Here is a 17,642-nt window from a genome sequence, read left to right as displayed (position 1 = left end):
GGCTAATTTCTCTCCGGCCGGGGTCAGGACGAGCAAGCGACCCTGCCTTTCCACCAACTGCAATCCCAGACGCCGTTCGGCTTCACGGATCTGATGGCTGGCCGCCGGTTGGGTGACACCAAGCTGTTTCGCCGCCGCGGTGAGCCCGCCCGTGTCGCGAATGGCCAGCAGCAATTGATAATGGCGCCAATCGATTTTCAACATATGAAAATTTCTAATGTATTAGGCCTAAAATATCAATTTGTTTCATGTATTGAGACTGCGTACATTGTCTCAGATTTCAGATCAGGAGACTGTCATGCCCGTTGCCACCCCGTTAGCCTTTCCCGACATCCGGCCGTCCGGCTTCCCAGCCTTGCCCAAGGAGCCGCGCTTCGATCCGGCCCGGCATCTGGCCCTGGAAATGCCGGAAACAATTATCAATTTGGCAGATCTGGGATATTCCGCGGCCGAGCAGGCCGCCTGTCCCAGTGCGTTGGGAATTACCTCGAGTTTTCGGATTTTAAGTGACGAAGGCGTCGCCTGTCTGCAGGAAGTTGCCCGTAATCTGGCGCCGTATGCCCGTAAAATCGAGCGGATCTCCCGAATGGTTCGCGGCGGGGTGTATCAGTCAAAATTCCTGCGGGATTTCTGTTGTTCGACGGAGGTCGCCGAAATGATTTCGAAGATCAGTGCTGCACCGCAAATCCCCCATAGTATTCCGCATCAATTGGGTCATCTCAACTATAACCCGGAGACCGTTGGCGAGAATGTGGACAAATGGCATGTGGATACCCTGCGTATTGACTATGTGTTGTTTGTCACCGATCCCAACCTCATTGAGGGTGGGGAATTTGACTATTTCCACGGCACGAAAGGCGAGATGGCCGCGCTAAAAACCGCCGGGCAGCCGATACCGGCCGACCGGATCACCTCCCCAACCGTCCCCGGCGCCGGATATGCGGTGTTGCAGCAGGGGAATATGGTTGTGCATCGGGCCCGCGCCCTGCGCGAGGCGGGGGAGCGAATTACCCTGGTCAATGGCTATGTGCCCGCGGATTTGTCAGTCGCAGATTTCACCCGGTTCGATCAGCTCTATCTTGCGGATCCGGAGCATATCGCCGCCAGCGAATATGCCCGCCATAGTGCCTGGTGGGGACAGCAGATGCTGACGTCCCAGATCAAGGATCCGACTTTTGAAACCGATCGCCTGAAGATTGCTGGCAAGTTGGAAGAGGTTTCCAGAATGTTGGCGGATGCGGCCAGTCAAATCCGGGCCGCAGATCAGGCTCGCATGGAGCATTTCGGGGACGAGTGAGGCGCCGGTTCAGGCTGCCTGACGCCGGCCTATCTTGGGCAGAATAACTGTTACCGTGGTGCCTTCACTCAATTGGCTTTCAATCAATAACTGGCCGTCCTGGGCATCCAGCAGGGATTTGACAATGGACAGCCCCAGTCCAACTCCTTCATCGGCAATCAAAGACGTGTGCTGGCCTTTGACAAAGGGTTCGGTGATGGTTGCCAGATGCTCTGGCGCAATTCCTTGACCCGTATCAGAAACCGTCACAACAACCGTTTCTTTTGTCGTGGTGGCAGACAAGGTGATCCTGTCCCCTGGGCGGGTAAATTTGATGGCATTGGTCAACAGGTTGAGGAAAATTTGCTTGAGGGCGGTCTCATCCGCAAACACTGGCGGCAGATCGGTGTCCGCAACCATTTCAAGATGGACATGACGGCTGATGGCACGGGCTTTAACCGACTTGACGCAGTCGTTTAATACATCGGTCAGGACCAACTGCTCCAGCTCAAGATCTCGCTTGCCCAATTCAATGGCCGAAATATCCAGAACCTCATCAATGAGTGCCAGCAGATGCTTCCCGGAACTATGGATGTCTTTAGAATATTCCACATATTTCTGGTTGCCGACTTTGCCAAAATATTCACCGATCATAATATCACTGAATCCGATAATGGCATTCAGCGGTGTCCGCAATTCGTGACTCATGGTCGCCAGAAATTTCGACTTGGAGTGATTGGCTTCTTCGGATTTGACCAATGCCTGGCGCAGATGTTTCTCGGTTTTCTTGCTGGCTCGCATATCCGTGTTTATTCCGCCGATGCCAACAATAGAGCCATCGTTGCTGAGAATAGGGAATTTTTGCAGTAATGTTGGAATTTTCGACCCATCTTTCAACGGACTCATAATTTCTTTCTCGACAGCTTGGCCGGTGCTTAAAACCGCATGTTCTTCCATATTGACGAGATTTGCATGATCAGTTGAAAACAGCTCATTCACATGTTTGCCGACGATATTTTCACGTTTTGGATTAAACCATTTATGCCAAACTTCATTGGCATGCATATAGCGCCCATTGGCATCCTTGATCAAAATAGCAGATGGTGACAACTCAATGAATGTGCGGAAGATGGATTCGCTGGCCCGCCGTTTTTGTTGATGGGCCAGAGCCAGATACAGAAAATAACCGACGGCGAGGGAAAATAAAATGCCGCCAATCAGAACAAAATCGTCGCTGGAACTTTCTTCTGTTGCGAGCAGGCTCGCTGTGGGCGCGATGGTAATATCCCAACGGCGGTTGCCAACCTTGATCACGCGAGACTTTGCGTGCTGGACATCGGGCGTAATATTGGCGCTGTTATACATTTCAGTACCATTGTCTGTGATGATCAATTGATAGTCATCCAATAGCCCGGTGCTAAGAGCCGCATCAACAAGCGAGACGGTCCGAAATACAAGATTGATGTAGCCGAGAGTTTCGCCCTGGACAATGACAGGAATATAACAAACGAAGCCATGGCCAAGTTGTTCGAGTGTTATGGGTGGGGATGTCTGCGCCTCGCCGGTTCTTTCTGCTTTCATGAAAATATCCCGTGCTGAGGGCAGTTGTTTTACAGATAGCCCTAAAACGGCTTCATTCCCGACTAACGGCGTCACCGTTTCTATGACACCGTTTCTGTTAATCCAGTTGATCGCCTGAAAATCCGGAAAAACCTGATGGATTGAGGCCGCTTCAGCGATGAACCCTGTACTGTTATTGATATGGCCAATTTCCCATTCGCGCCGTATAAATTTACCGACGTCTAACCGGGTGGCGACGTGTGTTTCCAATCGAGCGGCAAAATGATCAAGATTGCTGCGCGTACTTGACCCCAGACGATATTCATGATCAGCGCGCACATTTTGCCAGACGAAACCGGCGGCAACAATCATTATCGCGGTCAAGATCACCGGAGCAATTTTGACATTTTGCGTTAGGCCTTTGAAGATTTTGACTACCAGGCCAGTTTTACTCAATTTGTACATTGTTAGAAGATACGTCTGAAAGGGCTAAAGAAACCTTAATTCCCGGCGATGAAAATTTATTTTTTCCGCCACCGAAATTTCCGTCTATCAGAGGTATTTTTAATTTGATTTTGAGGAAACCAATTCTATATCTTCACGGAAAAGTGAGGAAAGATGTCGACCAGAACATCTTGACAGACAATAACCTTAATAGTAGTATTAGGTTCCCCCAGAAGCTCGCAGGACGGCATATCCTGCGAATTTTTGAGATAGAGGGCTGCAGGGCAACTTGCAGCCCTCTGTGTTTTGGGGACCTCAGTGGAAAATCGAATTAGACTGTTGCTTGCGCTGCGTCGCGCATTTGACGCAGGCCAACCGCCTGAACCGTCGCCAGCACAGCAACCACAATGGCGACGAGCTCGATTAGTAATTGACCAGCCAGTGTCAATTGGGCGCCGAAAAAGATAAGCACACCAACGCTGGCCACCACCCACGCAATATCCGACCCCACAATGATCTTGGCGAATAACGGATTAAGGGGATCGCGGGTCGCCGTTACCGCCACATCCGCCGCGAAGATTAATAAACCTACACCCAGGCTGTACAGGATCCAGCTGGGAATCGCCGTCCAAGGGGACAGAGAATCTGCAAATAGCAGACAAGCAACACCGCTGGTAGCGGAAAAGACAGCATTTATCAACAATGACGTCTTGAGTAGATGAGATGATGTATCCTTCATAAAATTATCCTTTCGATTGGGAGGTGGATGTCTGCAGGGTGCACGCAAAAGGTCATGGTCTCAATTACCTCAGAGGTAATGTCATTCCTTTTTTTTCGGCTTATACTAGCTCGCATACTTAACGAAAGGATTGATCATGACGGCAATGGCGGCAAAGCAACCGACTTCGGAATTCGGTCAGGTTCTCAAACAGTGGCGACAAATTCAGGGATTTAGCCAGCTGGATCTGGCGCTGGCCGCTAACAGTTCGGCCCGTCATGTCAGTTTTATTGAAACCGGCCGCTCCCGTCCCAGCCGGGAAATGGTCCTGCGGTTGGCCGATGTGATGGATTTGCCGTTGCGCGAAAGAAACAGGTTGCTCAACGCCTCGGGATACACAGGGGCCTATACGGAAAGCGCGCTGGATGATGACGGGCTGTCGCAGGTGCGCCGAGCCCTCGATCATATCCTGCGCCAGCAGGAGCCTTATCCGGCCATTGTCATGAACCGCTGTTTCGATGTGTTGATGATCAATCATGCCGGTGCGAAAATGATGAACATGTTGGGATTGCGGCTTGGCGGCGACGCGGGGCCGCCGAACCTGCTTAAGATGACGTTGCATGAAGAGGGTTTGCGAAGCGTAATCAAGGACTGGGATCGGGTGGCCCGCCATATTATTGAGCGGGCTCATCGTCAGGTTCGCGGCGGCGGCGAGAATGATCCGCTCAAAAAGCTGATTGCCGAGGTGTTGGCCTATCCGGATATTCCAGAGGACTGGAAACTGGAAAACCCAACAGATGATGCGCTACCGATCCTGCCGCTGGCATTCGAGCTGGGGGGCCATACCCTGTCCTGGATTACCACTATCGCCAGCTTCGGCACACCGCAAGATGTGACGGCAGAAGAGATCATGGTCGAATGTATGTTTCCGGCGGACAGCGAAACGGAGGCCGCCGTGCTGGCGCTGCAGGAGAGCGATGAGTGACTTATAGCTGGTCGCGGATCCACCGATCCATTCGGGTCCAGACTTTGGCGCCGGTTTGCAGATGACTGAAATGATCCAGCTTGTCGACGCCAAGTTCCGCCGGGGATAACGTCCAGCGGGAAAGGGTGCAATTTGGTAATCGTTCATTAAAAGCGTCGATGCCAGCGGGTTTGGCGAGCCATGTATCGTCGGTAAACCCGATGCTGAGAAAAGGTTTTTTTAAGGCGGCTGCGGCCGGCGCCAGATCACGGCCATCGCTCCCCTGAAACTTGCCGGTGACGCCCCAGCGAACCCAGTCCTTGACCACGGTTTTAGCCGAGGGTTTGCCCCAACCCACATATTCCCCCGGCAAGTAACCAAAGGTTTTCGCCAGCAAGGAAAAACCACCAAACATGGCCAGTGAGGGAATACCGATTTTGCGGTAATGAAAATGCGTCGAGGTCAGTGTGATGAGGGCGACCGCGGCATCCGGGTTTTCCGCCAGATACATCGTTGACAGATGACCGCCCAGGCTATGGCCCAGCATCACCACCGGGACATTTTTGTGGGCCGTGTGAATATGATCCATGACGGCGGACATGTCGTGACGGACAATGTCATCAACGCTGAAATCCACGCCGCGCCGGGGCAAGGGCAGGCTTTGGCCATGACCCCGTGGATCGATAGTGACAACACTATGACCGGCCGCCGCAAGGGCAGAGGCCATAAACCGGTAAGGTCGGGCATGGGCGCCCATGGCTGGCATGATCATCACCACGGAGGCGGGCAATTGGTCCGCTGGCGGATCAAATTTATTGACTTTGAGGGTCCAGCCATCGGCTGTTGTCAAAGTGAGGGGGGTGCCTTCAACAATTGTCATCGGTGCGTATGTACCCTGAGTTGTTGCTACAAACGACAAAAGCCGCATTCTGGAGACCCAGAGCGGCTTTCGAAAATCTTAAAGGATCACCCGAAGGGACCCGGCGTCAGGACTAGCCTTCGCGCTGCATCCGCTTGCGCGCCAGCTTACGGGCACGACGAATGGCTTCAGCTTTTTGCCGAGCGCGTTTTTCCGATGGCTTTTCGTAAGCGCCTCGAAGTTTTAATTCACGGAAAATGCCTTCACGTTGCATTTTCTTTTTCAGCGCGCGAAGCGCTTGGTCAACATTGTTGTCACGAACAGAAACTTGCACAGCTAGCGGTGCTCCTAATCTAATATCTAACGAATACTTCTCAAGTTGGCGCGGGTTTAGCACGCCTTTTACCGAAAGAAAAGCATTATCGGTGGTTTTTTAAGGTGAATTCCTTAAAGATAAGCGTTTGTATCATATATTCATTAAGAAATCCAGTTGTTGTCACATATAGGCGTAATCCATGACCGTTCAATCAATTCTTAAAATGGGTAATCCAATCCTGCGGCGAGTCGCCGATCCGATTGAAGATCCGACCTCAGACGAGGTCCGGGCGTTGGTTGCTGATATGCGCGACAGTCTCAAAGCTGTTGGCGGGGTCGGGTTGGCCGCACCGCAAATTGGCGTGCCGCTGGCGTTGGTGATATTTGAAGTGCCGGCAGCGCGGGCGCAAGCCGCGGACGGAGAGGAGGCCGAGGGTGTCGCCTCGACCGTCTTGATCAATCCGGTGGTCGAGCCCTTGTCTGATGAGACCGCGCTCGACTGGGAAGGCTGTCTGTCGGTGCCGGACTTGCGCGGCGTGGTCCCACGCCATACGCATATCCGCTATTCCGGTGTGGATCTGGACGGCAACAAGGTCTCTGTGGAGGCCGACGGCTTCCATGCCCGGGTAGTTCAGCATGAATGTGACCATTTGCACGGAATTCTGTACCCACAACGGATGACAGATATGCGCTATCTGGTGTATGAAGAAGAGATGGAAGCGTTTATGGACAGCCTGCGCGGACCGGCGGAAGACCCCGCCGAGACCCAACCTGACGAAGAGTAAAGAGCGATGACGACGATCGAGAAAAACACACCGTTGCAACTTCTGGACGCTGTGCTGCCCCATGTGTTGTTCGATGGCTGGTCACGCAAGGCCATGATCGCCGCCGCAAAAGCGCTGAAAACCGATGTGACAGTGTTTGATCTGACATTTCCGGATGGGGCGATCGATATGGTCACCTTGTTTATCCAGAATGCCGATGACCGGATGGAAGCAGAGCTGGCCGCCCGCGGTGTGCTGGAGATGAAGATCCGCGATCGCATCACCCTTGCCATTCGTCTGCGGCTTGAACTTTATGGTCCGCAGAAAGAAGCGGTTCGTCGTGCCGTCAATATCCTGACCCTGCCGCAAAATGCGGTGCGCGCCACCAAATTAACGGCCAATACGGTGAGTCTGATGTGGTATGCCACAGGCGATACCTCCGTAGATTTTAACTGGTACAGCAAACGCTTGACGTTATCGGCGGTGTATGGCGCGACCATGCTCTTCTGGCTGGATGATAAATCTGAAGACCATATCAAGACCTGGGAATTCCTCGACCGACGCATCGAAAATGTTATGCAATTCGAGACGGCCAAATGGAAACTGAAGAAATCCTTCAAGGAAAAACCCGACTTCTCCCAACTACCGAGTGCCAAACGTTTCTTTCGGAACTTGCGAATGCGCTAGGGAAATTCGTCAGACCGTCAGATCGTTATCTCGCGCACATTTTCCTTTAAGCCCATAGAGGCCTCTCATGATCACTGCCCATATTTACATCGCCGCTAGTCTTGATGGCTTTATCGCCCGGGAAGACGGCGATCTTGACTGGCTGATGAAACAGGCGGTTGAGGGTGAAGAGCATGGGTATGAGGCTTTTATGGAAACTGTTGACGGTATCGTAATGGGGCGAAAGTCCTTTGAGAAGGTTCTGACTTTCGGCGATTGGTCTTATAAAAAACCTGTGGTGGTTTTGAGTAGATCCCTGACATCCGCGGATATTTCGCCGGAGCTTTCGGATAAGGTGACCCTGTTTAAAGGCACACCGCAGGACGTGATGACCGAACTCGCAGGACGCGGCTGGCAGGCAGTATATGTCGATGGCGGGCAGGTTATTCAGGCGTTTTTACAGGCCGGGCTGGTGACGGACATGTTGCTGACCCGTATCCCCATTCTTCTGGGCGCCGGCATTCCCCTATTCGGGCCGCTTGAGCAGGACATCGATCTCCGTCATATTGAAACCGTGCCGTTTCCCTCTGGACTGGTGAGCTCCAGATATGAGATTATCCATAAGACCTAAAAGGACAATAAAAATGAGTGAAAAACTCTATTACGACGATATTGAGGTGGGCGATATCTTCACCGGCAAAACTTTGACCATGGACAGGGAGCGCATGCTGGAATTTGCGGCTGAGTTTGACGATCAACCCATGCATCTGGATACCATCGCCGCCCAGGCTATGGGGTTCAAGGACATTGTCGCTTGCGGATCCTATACATTTTCAATGAGTTCAGGATCGGCAACGAAAATCTGGCAGGAATGGCATTTCCTGCCAAGCGGGCTGGGGATTGAGGTCAGTTTCATGTTGCCGCTGTTCGCCGGCGATACGTTGATGGGAGATATGGAGATTACTTCCAAACGCCTCAGTAGCAAACCGGGCAAGGGCTGGCTCGCTAACACCTTTACCCTGCGTAATCAGGACGGTAAGGTGGCCTTGATCACCAAATCCAACAGCCTGCTGTTGACGCGAGTTTAGTGGTGTAATTGCAGCTTTTATCGGAGCAATAAAATGGCGTGGGTTTATCTGGGTATTGCGGGCTTGTTTGAGTGCTGCTGGGCCATTGGCCTTAAATATACCGAGGGGTTTAGCAAGCCAATTCCCTCTATTCTGACCGTGGCGGCCATGGGCATTAGTTTCTGGTTATTGGCAACGGCAATGAAAACCATTCCGGTTGGGACCGCCTATGCCATCTGGACCGGCATCGGGGCGGTTGGCGTGGCCATATTGGGCATGATTTTATTCAATGAAAGTCGCGAAATCTTGCGGATTTTATGCTTGCTCCTCATCGTTGCCGGGATCGTCGGTCTGAAACTTGTTTCTTCACCCGCTGGGGCCAGTTAATGCGGCCACCCGGACACAATATGATCAAGGTCAAACAGCAGATGGGAGAGGCTGTGCAGTTGCAGCTACAAGACCTTGTTGCTCCGCCTCAGTCGAGAAGACGTGACCAGCGACGGTATGATCGTTAATATTCTGGCACGATTACGCCGTCAGCCGGATTTGGGAAAAACTACTGGTTCCCGAAATTTGTTCAGAAATTATTGAAGTTTGTCTTTACGATAAAAAGAACTTACGGAATATTTCTGAAGCTTTATCTGAACCAATAATTTCCGCCTGACTCGCCATTGTTATCTTACCAGATTCTGAAATTGAGCTACTTGTAACTGCGCTTTGTCGATCTGCGTCATTGCTGTCCATACTTGGTGAGGACGGCCCGGCCATATTGGCTTTACAGTGGGATGTGGCGGGATATATCCACGATAACCGCCGATTGAACTGGCGGAAGAAGGGCTGCGCGGTGCCCTAATCCGGCAGTGCAGGCACCCTTGGTACCGGAAGAGGCGTGAAGACCACCAAGCAGCTCTGAACGGGCTTCCTTGGGTGTCGCGACTTCCTTTTTCATCAGCAGGAACAGCGATTTAAGCTACCATCCATAGAGTATATATTTAAAGATTTTGAACTGGAATTTATGGGATTCGAATTTGTTGCACCGCAGCCACTGCAGGCATATGCACAAAAATGCCCAGGCGACCCCTCGGCGCAAGATCTTGCAAATTGGGCGGCGGTGGAAAAAGACACCCCCGATCTTTTCCAGGGCATGTATCGGTTTTGGTGTCGCGGGAAATAGGGCGCTTGACAGTCATAAGCTCTCTGTGCATTTTAAGCGCACGGGGTTTCCGCGATCTCCCCGTCAGGCCCTATGCCCAAGCATCGCGTTCCACAATGTTGTTTGGAGGAACGCTTCTATGTCTGACGAAACCCTTATTTCCGTTGAAAAACTCTGGTCCCTGATTGGGACGCCAAATTGCCCGCGTTTGATTGATGCGCGCATTGATGAGGATTATAACAATGATCCTCGTATGATTCCGACTGCCATGCGCCGGTCCGGGTTTGAAGCCATGAACTGGGGAGCCGATTATGGCAATGTCCCTGTCATCATTTATTGTGAGCATGGCTTGAAGCTTAGTCAGGGCGCTGCCGCTTGGCTCCGGCATTTGGGTTGCGATGCCGCAAGCCTGACCGGCGGCTTTGTTGCCTGGCGTCAAGCCGGCTTACCGCTGGTGCCGGAGGTTAAGATGCCAACACAAGATGCGAATGGAGCGGGCGTGTGGGTGACTCGCAGTCGGCCGAAAATTGACCGCATTGCGTGTCCCTGGCTAATCCGACGTTTCGTTGACCCGGACGCGGTGTTTTTGTTTGTAGAGCCCGCAGAAGTGCTAAATGTCGCCGATCGCTTCGGGGTCACAGCCTTTGATGTGGAAGATGTGCACTGGAGCCATCGCGGAGAAAAATGTACCTTCGATACCATGGTTGAGGAATTCGGTTTAACAACAGAGCCGTTGCTAAGGTTGGCGGAAATTATTCGGGGTGCAGATACAGGACGGCCCGATCTCGCCCCGGAATCCGCAGGTTTACTTGCGGTCTCCCTCGGTTTGTCGCAGCTATTCGGCGATGATCTTGCGCAGCTTGAAAAAGGTATTGATCTTTATGATGCTTTCTATGCCTGGGTTCGTGACGCTGCCGATGAAACACATAACTGGCCAGCCCGGGCGGGAGACGTTGCATGAGTAAAACGCAGCTTGAGTCACAAACGCGGCAAGGCGCGGATGGCCGTGCCTGGCCCAGCTTCACTGAAGCCATGGGAGTCTGGGCACGCATTGCCTTGTTGAGTTTTGGTGGGCCGGCCGGACAAATAGCCGTTATGCATCGGATTCTGGTTGAAGAAAAACGTTGGCTCGGTGAGAAACGGTTTCTGCATGCCCTTAATTTTTGCATGCTGCTGCCGGGTCCGGAAGCCCAACAGCTGACAGTCTACGTTGGCTGGCTGATGCATCGCACATTGGGCGGGTTGGTCGCCGGCATTCTGTTTGTCTTGCCAGGTGTGGCGGCCATTATGGTGTTGAGTGTAATTTACGCACTCTATGGGGATATCGGTCCGGTTAATGCCTTGTTCTTTGGATTGAAAGCCGCTGTGTTGGCGATCGTCCTGCAGGCCGTATTTCGGATCGGCAAACGGGCGCTTGCCAATGGCACCATGATTGCTTTGGCAGCCTTTTCATTTGCGGCTATCTTCCTGTTCGATGTTCCGTTTCCCTTGATCATACTTGCTGCGGCCGCAATCGGTTATATCGGTGGAAAATCAGGATTGAAGGCATTTCAGGGCAGTGGTGGTCATGGTGCCGTTGGTAATTCTTCTGTTGCAGGAGAAGATACCATTCTGGGTCGTGAATCCCTTGCTGAAGCCGGAACCGGAGCGGCGGGTGTGTTGAAAATTGGAATAACCCTCATCGTCTTGTGGTTGGCGCCCGTTGCAATCTTAATGCTGATAATGGGGCCAGACAGCGTTTTCACTGATATTGCCGTCTTTTTTAGTAAAATGGCGGTGGTGACGTTTGGGGGCGCCTATGCCGTACTGGCTTATGTGGCTCAGGCCGCGGTGGAGAATTATGGCTGGCTTCAACCCGGTGAGATGTTGGACGGGCTGGGTATGGCGGAAACCACGCCGGGCCCTCTCATAATGGTGACCCAATTCGTAGGTTTTATGGGCGCCTTTAGGGATCCTGGCGGACTATCGCCGATGATTGCTGGTATTCTGGGCGGATTACTTACTACTTGGGTAACCTTTACGCCGTGCTTTCTGTGGATTTTTATCGGGGCACCTCATATCGAAAAACTGCGTGATAACAAAGCCTTATCCGCAGCACTTTCTACTATTACGGCGGCCGTAGTTGGGGTCATTCTGAACCTTGCCTTATGGTTTGCGTTGCATGTGGTATTTCGCACCGTCGGTGTATTCGACGGTATGGGTATGCATGTTTCCATGCCGGCGTTTACCTCGATCGATCCCTATGCAGTTCTTTTATGCGTTGCCGCGATCATTGCTTTATTCAGGTTCAATATGAATGTTGTTTTGCTTTTGGTCTTTGCGGCGCTTGCCGGATTGGGGCTATTTGCGACGGGGCTTCTCATCTAAAGGATAAGAACGGGCGGAAAACAATGTTGTTACCTCACAGGGCTTGGTGTTCAGTAAAACAGTCTATAAGATCCGGTTTCAATAAATAATAATCAACGATAGGCCTGTCTAAATGATTACCATCCATCACCTGAATGATTCCCGCTCTCAACGTATTTTGTGGTTACTAGAAGAACTCGGGCTCGACTATGAAATTGTCGGATATGAACGCGATGCAACGACTCGTTTGGCGCCCCCCGAACTGAACGCCATACATCCATTGGGAAAATCGCCGGTATTAACGGATGGTGACCTACTTATCCATGAATCTGGTGCGATCACTGAATATTTGATCCGACAATACGGCAACGGTAAATTGGCACCGGCGATGGATACCGCGGAATTCGTGAATTATCAGGAATGGATGCATTATGCCGAAGGGTCGGCCATGTTACCTTTGTTGTTGCGTCTCTACACGGCCCGTCTCGGCGATGCAGCAGAACCCCTGATGCCGCGTATCGATAGCGAAACAATCAACCACTTTAGTTTTATGAATGACCAAATGGCCGGAAAGGACTTCTTCGTGGGTTCTGAGCTAACGGGGGCTGATATCATGATGTCCTTTCCGTTGGAGGCTGCGAAGGCCCGCGGCGCACTCGATTTATTACCAAACCTGAAATCCTTTGTTGATCGGATGCAAGCACGTCCGGCTTACTTAAGTGCTTTGAAAAAAGGCGGCAGCTACTCATATGGGCCAACGGTTAATTAATTCACTGAAGTGATTGTATGGGGACACGGTGAGCATGTTGAAAAATTTTGAAAAACTGGCGAGGGTGCGTTCCATTGCCGACAATTTCAATCAACATAACGTGGCGGCGTTGTTGGCTGCTGCGGTCCCCTCTTTCATTCTCCGGCGGGGGAATGGATCGACGTATAAATCGGCGGGTGAACTGAAAGCTTTGCTAGATGAGTTCTTCGTCGCAGTGCCGGATGCGACTTTGACAGTAAAAAATGCCGTTACGTTTGACGGGCCAACGGCACTTGTCGAATGGCAGGTAACCGGGACGCATCTTGGAACTTGGCACGGCACCACAATGACGGGCAGGGCGATCTCTTTTGTTGGGGCTGATCTTTTAACATTCGATATTGCCGGAAAAGTCACTCATCAGGACACCAGGATTGCGACAGCAGAATTCTTGGCTCAAATCGGTATCGATGCGGCTTCGCCATTGAGCAAGGATCAGGTTCGTGTTTTCGCCAATGCCATGACAAAAGCCTGGTGTGACCATGATGCCGCTGGCGTCGCTGGTCTTTTTGCGGAAAATGCCACGCGGGTTATAAATGCCGGCGTTCCTGCTATTGGCCGGATAGGGATTGAGGAAAATACACAAAGTTTCATCACCGCGGTTCCGGAACTTGAATTGTTGATGGATGATCTTTTTGTTCAGGATGATCTGGCTGTTTTCAGTTGGACATTGCGCGGTACCCATAGCGAGACCCGGAAATGGATTAATATAAGCGGTTTCGAAATTTGGCAGCTGGGTGCAGACGGATTAATCTCAGATTCTCGCGGCTATTACGACAGTGCCGCGTATAACCATCAAATTACCCATGGAGCGGATACCCCCGACACCTGATTGGTTATCGGTCCACTTCAGGTAAATTTGATGGGAAAACTGTCCAAGCCGTGAATAGAATTATTGGGGCGCCAGATTGCATCTCCCATCGATTGAATTTTATCCACTTTAAGAGCGATGGCCGTCAAAACAGCCTCGGCTTCCGCACGGGCAATATTTTGCCCGACACATCCGTGGATACCGGTGCCCAGGGCCAAATGGCCTGTAGGGCGCCGGTTGATATCAAAATGGTCAGCATTTGGCCAGTGCTCCTCGTCTAGATTTGCGGCACCGAGGGAGCAGATGATTTTGGTGCCTTCCTGGATTCGCACGCCAGAGATATCGGTATCCAGATTGGCCGTCCGGCAAAAGGTGTGAACAGGAGAAGTATATCTCAGGGTTTCCTCAAATGCTGGACGGGCCAGCGAGGGGTCCGCTTTAAGCTTTTCAAATTCTTCGGGATGGGTAGCAAGTACCCAAAGGGCGCTTCCAATGCCGGTCACCGTCGTATCAACGCCTGCAGACAATAAGGACCGCACCAGCATCCCAGCTTCCTCTTCGGTGATATCGCCATTATCAGCACTGGCATAAATTGTTGATCCAAGTCCTTCAGGTTTCAGATTCTCTCGCCTACATTGTTCTGTCAGCCAGGGTACAATATCCGGGCCCATAGCAAGGGAACGCTGGCGCAATGCATTGTCCGGACCAAGGGCGTTGAAAACCATGGCCCCATAGTCGATCAAATGTTGCCGGTTGACCTCACGTAGTCCGACGGCTTCTGGAAACACCGTGGTTGGAAAGGCTTCCGCCAAATCGTAAACGGCGTCAAAACTATCTAACAGCAGAAGCCGGTCAACCATATCATTGGCAGTGCTTTGAAAAAATTCCTTTAACTGGTTTACAGCGCGAGGAGACATGGCACGGGCCATTACCGTACGCGTTTTTGTATGATCCGGTGGATCAGCCTCCAGAATGATGCTCGGCGGTCGCCAGGGCTCGTCCAACTTAAAATCCTGCAGACCCACCCCGCGAGAGGAGACAAATCGCTCCCAATCATTAAAAATAGTTTTGATCTCGGCATATCGGCCGCAGCATAGGATTTGGTATTTCGGGATATAAACCAGAGGGCCGCGAGCACGCAGTTCGTGATAATAGTCTGTTGGATCGGTCAGAATAGCCGTGTCGTAGGGATCGATATCCCAAACGGCGACGCCTTGCGGCGGCTCGATCGGTCGATGGCCTTCGATAAGAGTCATAAACGGATCCTTTCGAGTTTTATTATTTTTCTATGGATCAGGATGTCGTTCCTGCCAAAGGTTGTCAATTTTTTTGGCGTGATTGCTGCGCTGCACATCAAGTGCTTTGCTTAACGCGTGCATTAGTCTATGAAGAGCCACTAATTAACTCTCCGAAAAAATGGAATTACTCTTTGATCAAGCCAACGCTTGCCGCTTTCGCTGACCGATTGGCCCGGACGGGCCGAAATACAGGCGATCTGATGAAATTTACGCCCAACCGCGTGAAAATCGAACTACTCTCCGGTTTAACTGTTGCCCTCGCTTTAGTACCTGAAGCGGTAGCCTTTGCCTTCGTTGCCGGCGTTCATCCTTTGGTCGGTCTATATGCTGCTTTTATTGTTGGGTTAATCACGGCTGTCATTGGTGGCCGGGCTGGCATGATTTCGGGAGCGACCGGAGCACTCGCGGTGGTCATGGTGTCGCTTGTGGCGTTGCACGGAATTGAGTATCTGTTCGCGACGGTCGTCTTGATGGGTATCTTGCAAATTCTTTCAGGTATTTTTCGGTTGGGTAAATTTATTCGCTTGGTGCCACATCCAGTGATGTTGGGATTTGTCAACGGTCTGGCCATTGTTATTTTCATGGCGCAGCTGACACAATTTCAGATTCTGGATGCAAATGGTGACAAAGTCTGGATGACCGGTATCCCGCTGGCAATCATGCTGGGGCTTGTCGCCTTGACCATGGCAATTATCTGGCTATTTCCAAAGATGACTTCAGCTATTCCCGCGCCGCTTGCCGGCATCGGTATCGTCGCGGTGATCGTTATTGCATTTGGTATTGATGTTCCGAGGGTTGGCGACCTTGCATCTATTCAGGGCGGATTGCCGGCTTTCCATATTCCTATGGTACCGCTAACGCTCGAAACCTTGAAAATTATCTTCCCTTTTGCCTTGATCCTGGCGGCAATTGGATTGATCGAAAGCCTGCTCACTTTGAACTTGGTCGGAGAGATCACTGGAAAGCGCGGTGGTGCCTCTCAGGAATGTGTTGCACAGGGCGTGGCCAATACAGTAACCGGGTTCTTCGGCGGCATGGGCGGTTGTGCCATGATCGGGCAATCGATGATCAACATGAAATCTGGTGGGCGAACACGGCTTTCCGGTATCTCCGCAGCCTTGTTTTTACTTGCCTTTATTTTGTTTGCGTCTGGTTTAATCGAACAAATTCCACTCGCGGCACTCGTTGGCGTGATGTTTATGGTCGTTATTGGTACGTTTGCTTGGCAGAGTTTTCGTATCATGCAGCGAATCCCGATGTCTGATGCATTGGTCATTGTTCTTGTCACGGCCGTGACTGTCCTGAGCGATCTCGCTATCGCGGTCATTGTCGGAGTCATAGTTTCCGCCCTGACTTACGCCTGGAACAATGCAACGCGAATTCATGCTAGATCGGAAATCAATGATGACGGCGCGAAAGTGTATCGAATTGATGGGCCGTTATTCTTCGGTTCAGCCGATGGTTTTGGTGAAATATTTGATCCTAAATCTGATCCTGACTTGGTAATCGTTGATTTTTTGGATAGCCGCGTTGTAGATCAATCAGCCTTACAAGCTATTGAAGCGTTGGCGTTAAAATATGAAGCGCAAGGCAAGTCACTTCAATTGCGTCATTTGTCCCGGGATTGTCATCGCTTGCTGCATCGCGCAGGTCAGTTAATGGTCGATTCCAATGATGACCCTGACTATGGCGTGGCCGTAGAATATTCAATTAAAACAGGCCCGATGGGCGGAGGTCACTGATCTCATCGGTCAAGTGTTGATCCATCTTGCCTTTCCCATACGAGGCCGTATTCTAGATTCCGAAATACGATAGCGGGATTGGAATAAACTAGTCCCATTTTTTCGGGACAACATAATGCTTAAAAATAAAATTATCCTGATTACGGATGCCATGCATTTTCTGGGAATCCCCGGATCGAAAGCGATGACAGCTGAAGGGGCGACAATATACGCTCAAGACGCTGCTTTCGAAGATGCCGATAGCCGGGCTTCATTCGAATCTGAAGTGCCAGGTGCCATAGCTCTTTCCGAGCAAGAACCAGAGGCGATCGTTGAACATGTTATCGCCGCGGAAGGCCGGCTGGATGTCATGATCAATAATGACGCGTTTCCAGCATTGAAAGCGGCCATTGACGAGGCCAGCATCGATGATTTTCGAGAAACGATTGAAGCCTTGATGGTGCGCGGTTTCAGATATGCCAAAGTAGCCTCGAAACATATGAAAGCAGCGTCACAAGGCAAGATAATTTTTGTCTCTTCTGCCGCACCCAAACACGGTATTCCAAATTATTCTATGTATGTAGCGGCGCGAGGCGGAACAAATGCCTTGGCTCAAACGCTGGCTAAGGAGCTAGGTCGGTACAATATACAGGTGAATGCGCTGGCCCCGAATTTTGTGGAAAGCCCGACATATTTTCCGAAGGAAATTATTGAAAATGAGGCCGCGTATAAGAAAATTACGGCGCAGATTCCATTGGGCCGTCTAGGTAAGCGCGAAGAAGCGGGGGATTATTTGGTGTTTTTGGCGTCTGATAAATCAAACTTCATTACAGGCCAGGTACTTTATTTCGCGGGTGGTTGGGCGTAACTTTTGT

21 protein-coding genes are annotated in these 17,642 nt (G+C 51.3%); 14 read left to right on the top strand and 7 right to left on the bottom strand.

The annotated features are described in order from the left end of the window. A partial coding sequence (locus tag V7723_RS11990; RefSeq protein ID WP_335684712.1) for a helix-turn-helix domain-containing protein occupies nt 1–204 on the bottom strand: 204 nt, incomplete at its 3' end. Nucleotides 205–298: 94 nt separating this feature from the next. Between V7723_RS11990 and V7723_RS11985 the strand changes: the two genes are divergently transcribed. Continuing rightward, nucleotides 299–1,297, top strand: coding sequence for a hypothetical protein (locus tag V7723_RS11985; RefSeq protein WP_335684711.1), 999 nt, complete (start codon nt 299–301; stop codon nt 1,295–1,297). A 9-nt stretch (nt 1,298–1,306) separates the two neighbouring features. On the opposite strand, the gene V7723_RS11980 is transcribed toward V7723_RS11985, so the two are convergent. Continuing rightward, nucleotides 1,307–3,301: an ATP-binding protein gene (locus V7723_RS11980; protein ID WP_335684710.1), complete on the bottom strand. Its 1,995-nt coding sequence runs from the start codon at nt 3,299–3,301 to the stop codon at nt 1,307–1,309. Nucleotides 3,302–3,611: 310 nt separating this feature from the next. After that, on the bottom strand, nt 3,612–4,019 hold the full coding sequence (locus V7723_RS11975) for a hypothetical protein (RefSeq protein WP_335684709.1): 408 nt from the start codon (nt 4,017–4,019) through the stop codon (nt 3,612–3,614). 136 nt (nt 4,020–4,155) lie between these two features. On the opposite strand from V7723_RS11975, the gene V7723_RS11970 reads away from it, so the two are divergent. After that, nucleotides 4,156–4,983, top strand: a complete 828-nt coding sequence (locus V7723_RS11970; RefSeq protein ID WP_335684708.1) for a helix-turn-helix domain-containing protein — start codon at nt 4,156–4,158, stop codon at nt 4,981–4,983. A 1-nt stretch (nt 4,984) separates the two neighbouring features. On the opposite strand, the gene V7723_RS11965 is transcribed toward V7723_RS11970, so the two are convergent. Continuing rightward, entirely contained in the window at nt 4,985–5,842 is an 858-nt protein-coding gene (locus V7723_RS11965) for an alpha/beta hydrolase family protein (RefSeq protein WP_335684707.1), read from the bottom strand. Nucleotides 5,843–5,954: 112 nt separating this feature from the next. Further along, on the bottom strand, nt 5,955–6,155 hold the full coding sequence (gene rpsU, locus V7723_RS11960; RefSeq protein ID WP_161316574.1) for a 30S ribosomal protein S21: 201 nt from the start codon (nt 6,153–6,155) through the stop codon (nt 5,955–5,957). Between the two features lie 181 nt (nt 6,156–6,336). On the opposite strand from rpsU, the gene def reads away from it, so the two are divergent. From def to sugE, 5 genes are all read left to right on the top strand, one after another. Beyond that, entirely contained in the window at nt 6,337–6,921 is a 585-nt protein-coding gene (gene def / locus V7723_RS11955; RefSeq protein ID WP_335684706.1) for a peptide deformylase, read from the top strand. 6 nt (nt 6,922–6,927) lie between these two features. Beyond that, nucleotides 6,928–7,587, top strand: coding sequence for a COQ9 family protein (locus V7723_RS11950; protein WP_335684705.1), 660 nt, complete (start codon nt 6,928–6,930; stop codon nt 7,585–7,587). Nucleotides 7,588–7,654: 67 nt separating this feature from the next. Beyond that, nucleotides 7,655–8,197: a dihydrofolate reductase family protein gene (locus tag V7723_RS11945; protein WP_335684704.1), complete on the top strand. Its 543-nt coding sequence runs from the start codon at nt 7,655–7,657 to the stop codon at nt 8,195–8,197. Between the two features lie 13 nt (nt 8,198–8,210). Next, nucleotides 8,211–8,654 (top strand): MaoC/PaaZ C-terminal domain-containing protein, encoded by a 444-nt coding sequence (locus V7723_RS11940; RefSeq protein ID WP_335684703.1) that lies wholly within the window; start codon nt 8,211–8,213, stop codon nt 8,652–8,654. Between the two features lie 33 nt (nt 8,655–8,687). Then, on the top strand, nt 8,688–9,020 hold the full coding sequence (gene sugE / locus V7723_RS11935) for a quaternary ammonium compound efflux SMR transporter SugE (RefSeq protein ID WP_335684702.1): 333 nt from the start codon (nt 8,688–8,690) through the stop codon (nt 9,018–9,020). Between the two features lie 388 nt (nt 9,021–9,408). On the opposite strand, the gene V7723_RS11930 is transcribed toward sugE, so the two are convergent. After that, a complete protein-coding gene (locus V7723_RS11930) occupies nt 9,409–9,582 on the bottom strand; it encodes a hypothetical protein (protein WP_335684701.1) in 174 nt (57 codons plus the stop codon). Nucleotides 9,583–9,648: 66 nt separating this feature from the next. On the opposite strand from V7723_RS11930, the gene V7723_RS11925 reads away from it, so the two are divergent. The 5 genes from V7723_RS11925 to V7723_RS11905 all read left to right on the top strand — a co-directional run bounded on the left by V7723_RS11925 (nt 9,649) and on the right by V7723_RS11905 (nt 13,769). Next, the gene (locus tag V7723_RS11925; protein ID WP_335684700.1) at nt 9,649–9,807 is read left to right on the top strand and encodes a hypothetical protein; all 159 of its coding nucleotides are present in this window, start codon (nt 9,649–9,651) and stop codon (nt 9,805–9,807) included. A 118-nt stretch (nt 9,808–9,925) separates the two neighbouring features. After that, entirely contained in the window at nt 9,926–10,747 is an 822-nt protein-coding gene (locus V7723_RS11920) for a sulfurtransferase/chromate resistance protein (protein WP_335684699.1), read from the top strand. Further along, entirely contained in the window at nt 10,744–12,153 is a 1,410-nt protein-coding gene (chrA, locus tag V7723_RS11915) for a chromate efflux transporter (protein ID WP_335684698.1), read from the top strand. Before V7723_RS11920 ends, chrA begins: the two co-directional genes overlap by 4 nt. Before the next feature lie 112 nt (nt 12,154–12,265). Beyond that, a complete protein-coding gene (locus V7723_RS11910) occupies nt 12,266–12,901 on the top strand; it encodes a glutathione S-transferase family protein (protein WP_335684697.1) in 636 nt (211 codons plus the stop codon). A 34-nt stretch (nt 12,902–12,935) separates the two neighbouring features. Next, a complete protein-coding gene (locus V7723_RS11905) occupies nt 12,936–13,769 on the top strand; it encodes a nuclear transport factor 2 family protein (RefSeq protein WP_335684696.1) in 834 nt (277 codons plus the stop codon). A gap of 17 nt (nt 13,770–13,786) precedes the next feature. Here the strand turns inward: V7723_RS11905 and V7723_RS11900 are convergent, their stop codons facing one another. Then, the gene (locus V7723_RS11900) at nt 13,787–15,004 is read right to left on the bottom strand and encodes a cytochrome P450 (RefSeq protein WP_335684695.1); all 1,218 of its coding nucleotides are present in this window, start codon (nt 15,002–15,004) and stop codon (nt 13,787–13,789) included. 173 nt (nt 15,005–15,177) lie between these two features. On the opposite strand from V7723_RS11900, the gene V7723_RS11895 reads away from it, so the two are divergent. Further along, entirely contained in the window at nt 15,178–16,788 is a 1,611-nt protein-coding gene (locus tag V7723_RS11895) for a SulP family inorganic anion transporter (protein ID WP_335684694.1), read from the top strand. A gap of 115 nt (nt 16,789–16,903) precedes the next feature. Further along, entirely contained in the window at nt 16,904–17,635 is a 732-nt protein-coding gene (locus V7723_RS11890; protein WP_335684693.1) for an SDR family oxidoreductase, read from the top strand. Nucleotides 17,636–17,642 lie beyond the last annotated feature (7 nt).

The organism is Sneathiella sp. (genome assembly GCF_036960985.1).
Taxonomy (GTDB): Bacteria; Pseudomonadota; Alphaproteobacteria; order Sneathiellales; family Sneathiellaceae; genus Sneathiella.
Note: the sequence above shows the minus strand (reverse complement) of the source record. Positions and strands in the feature narration are given on the sequence as shown.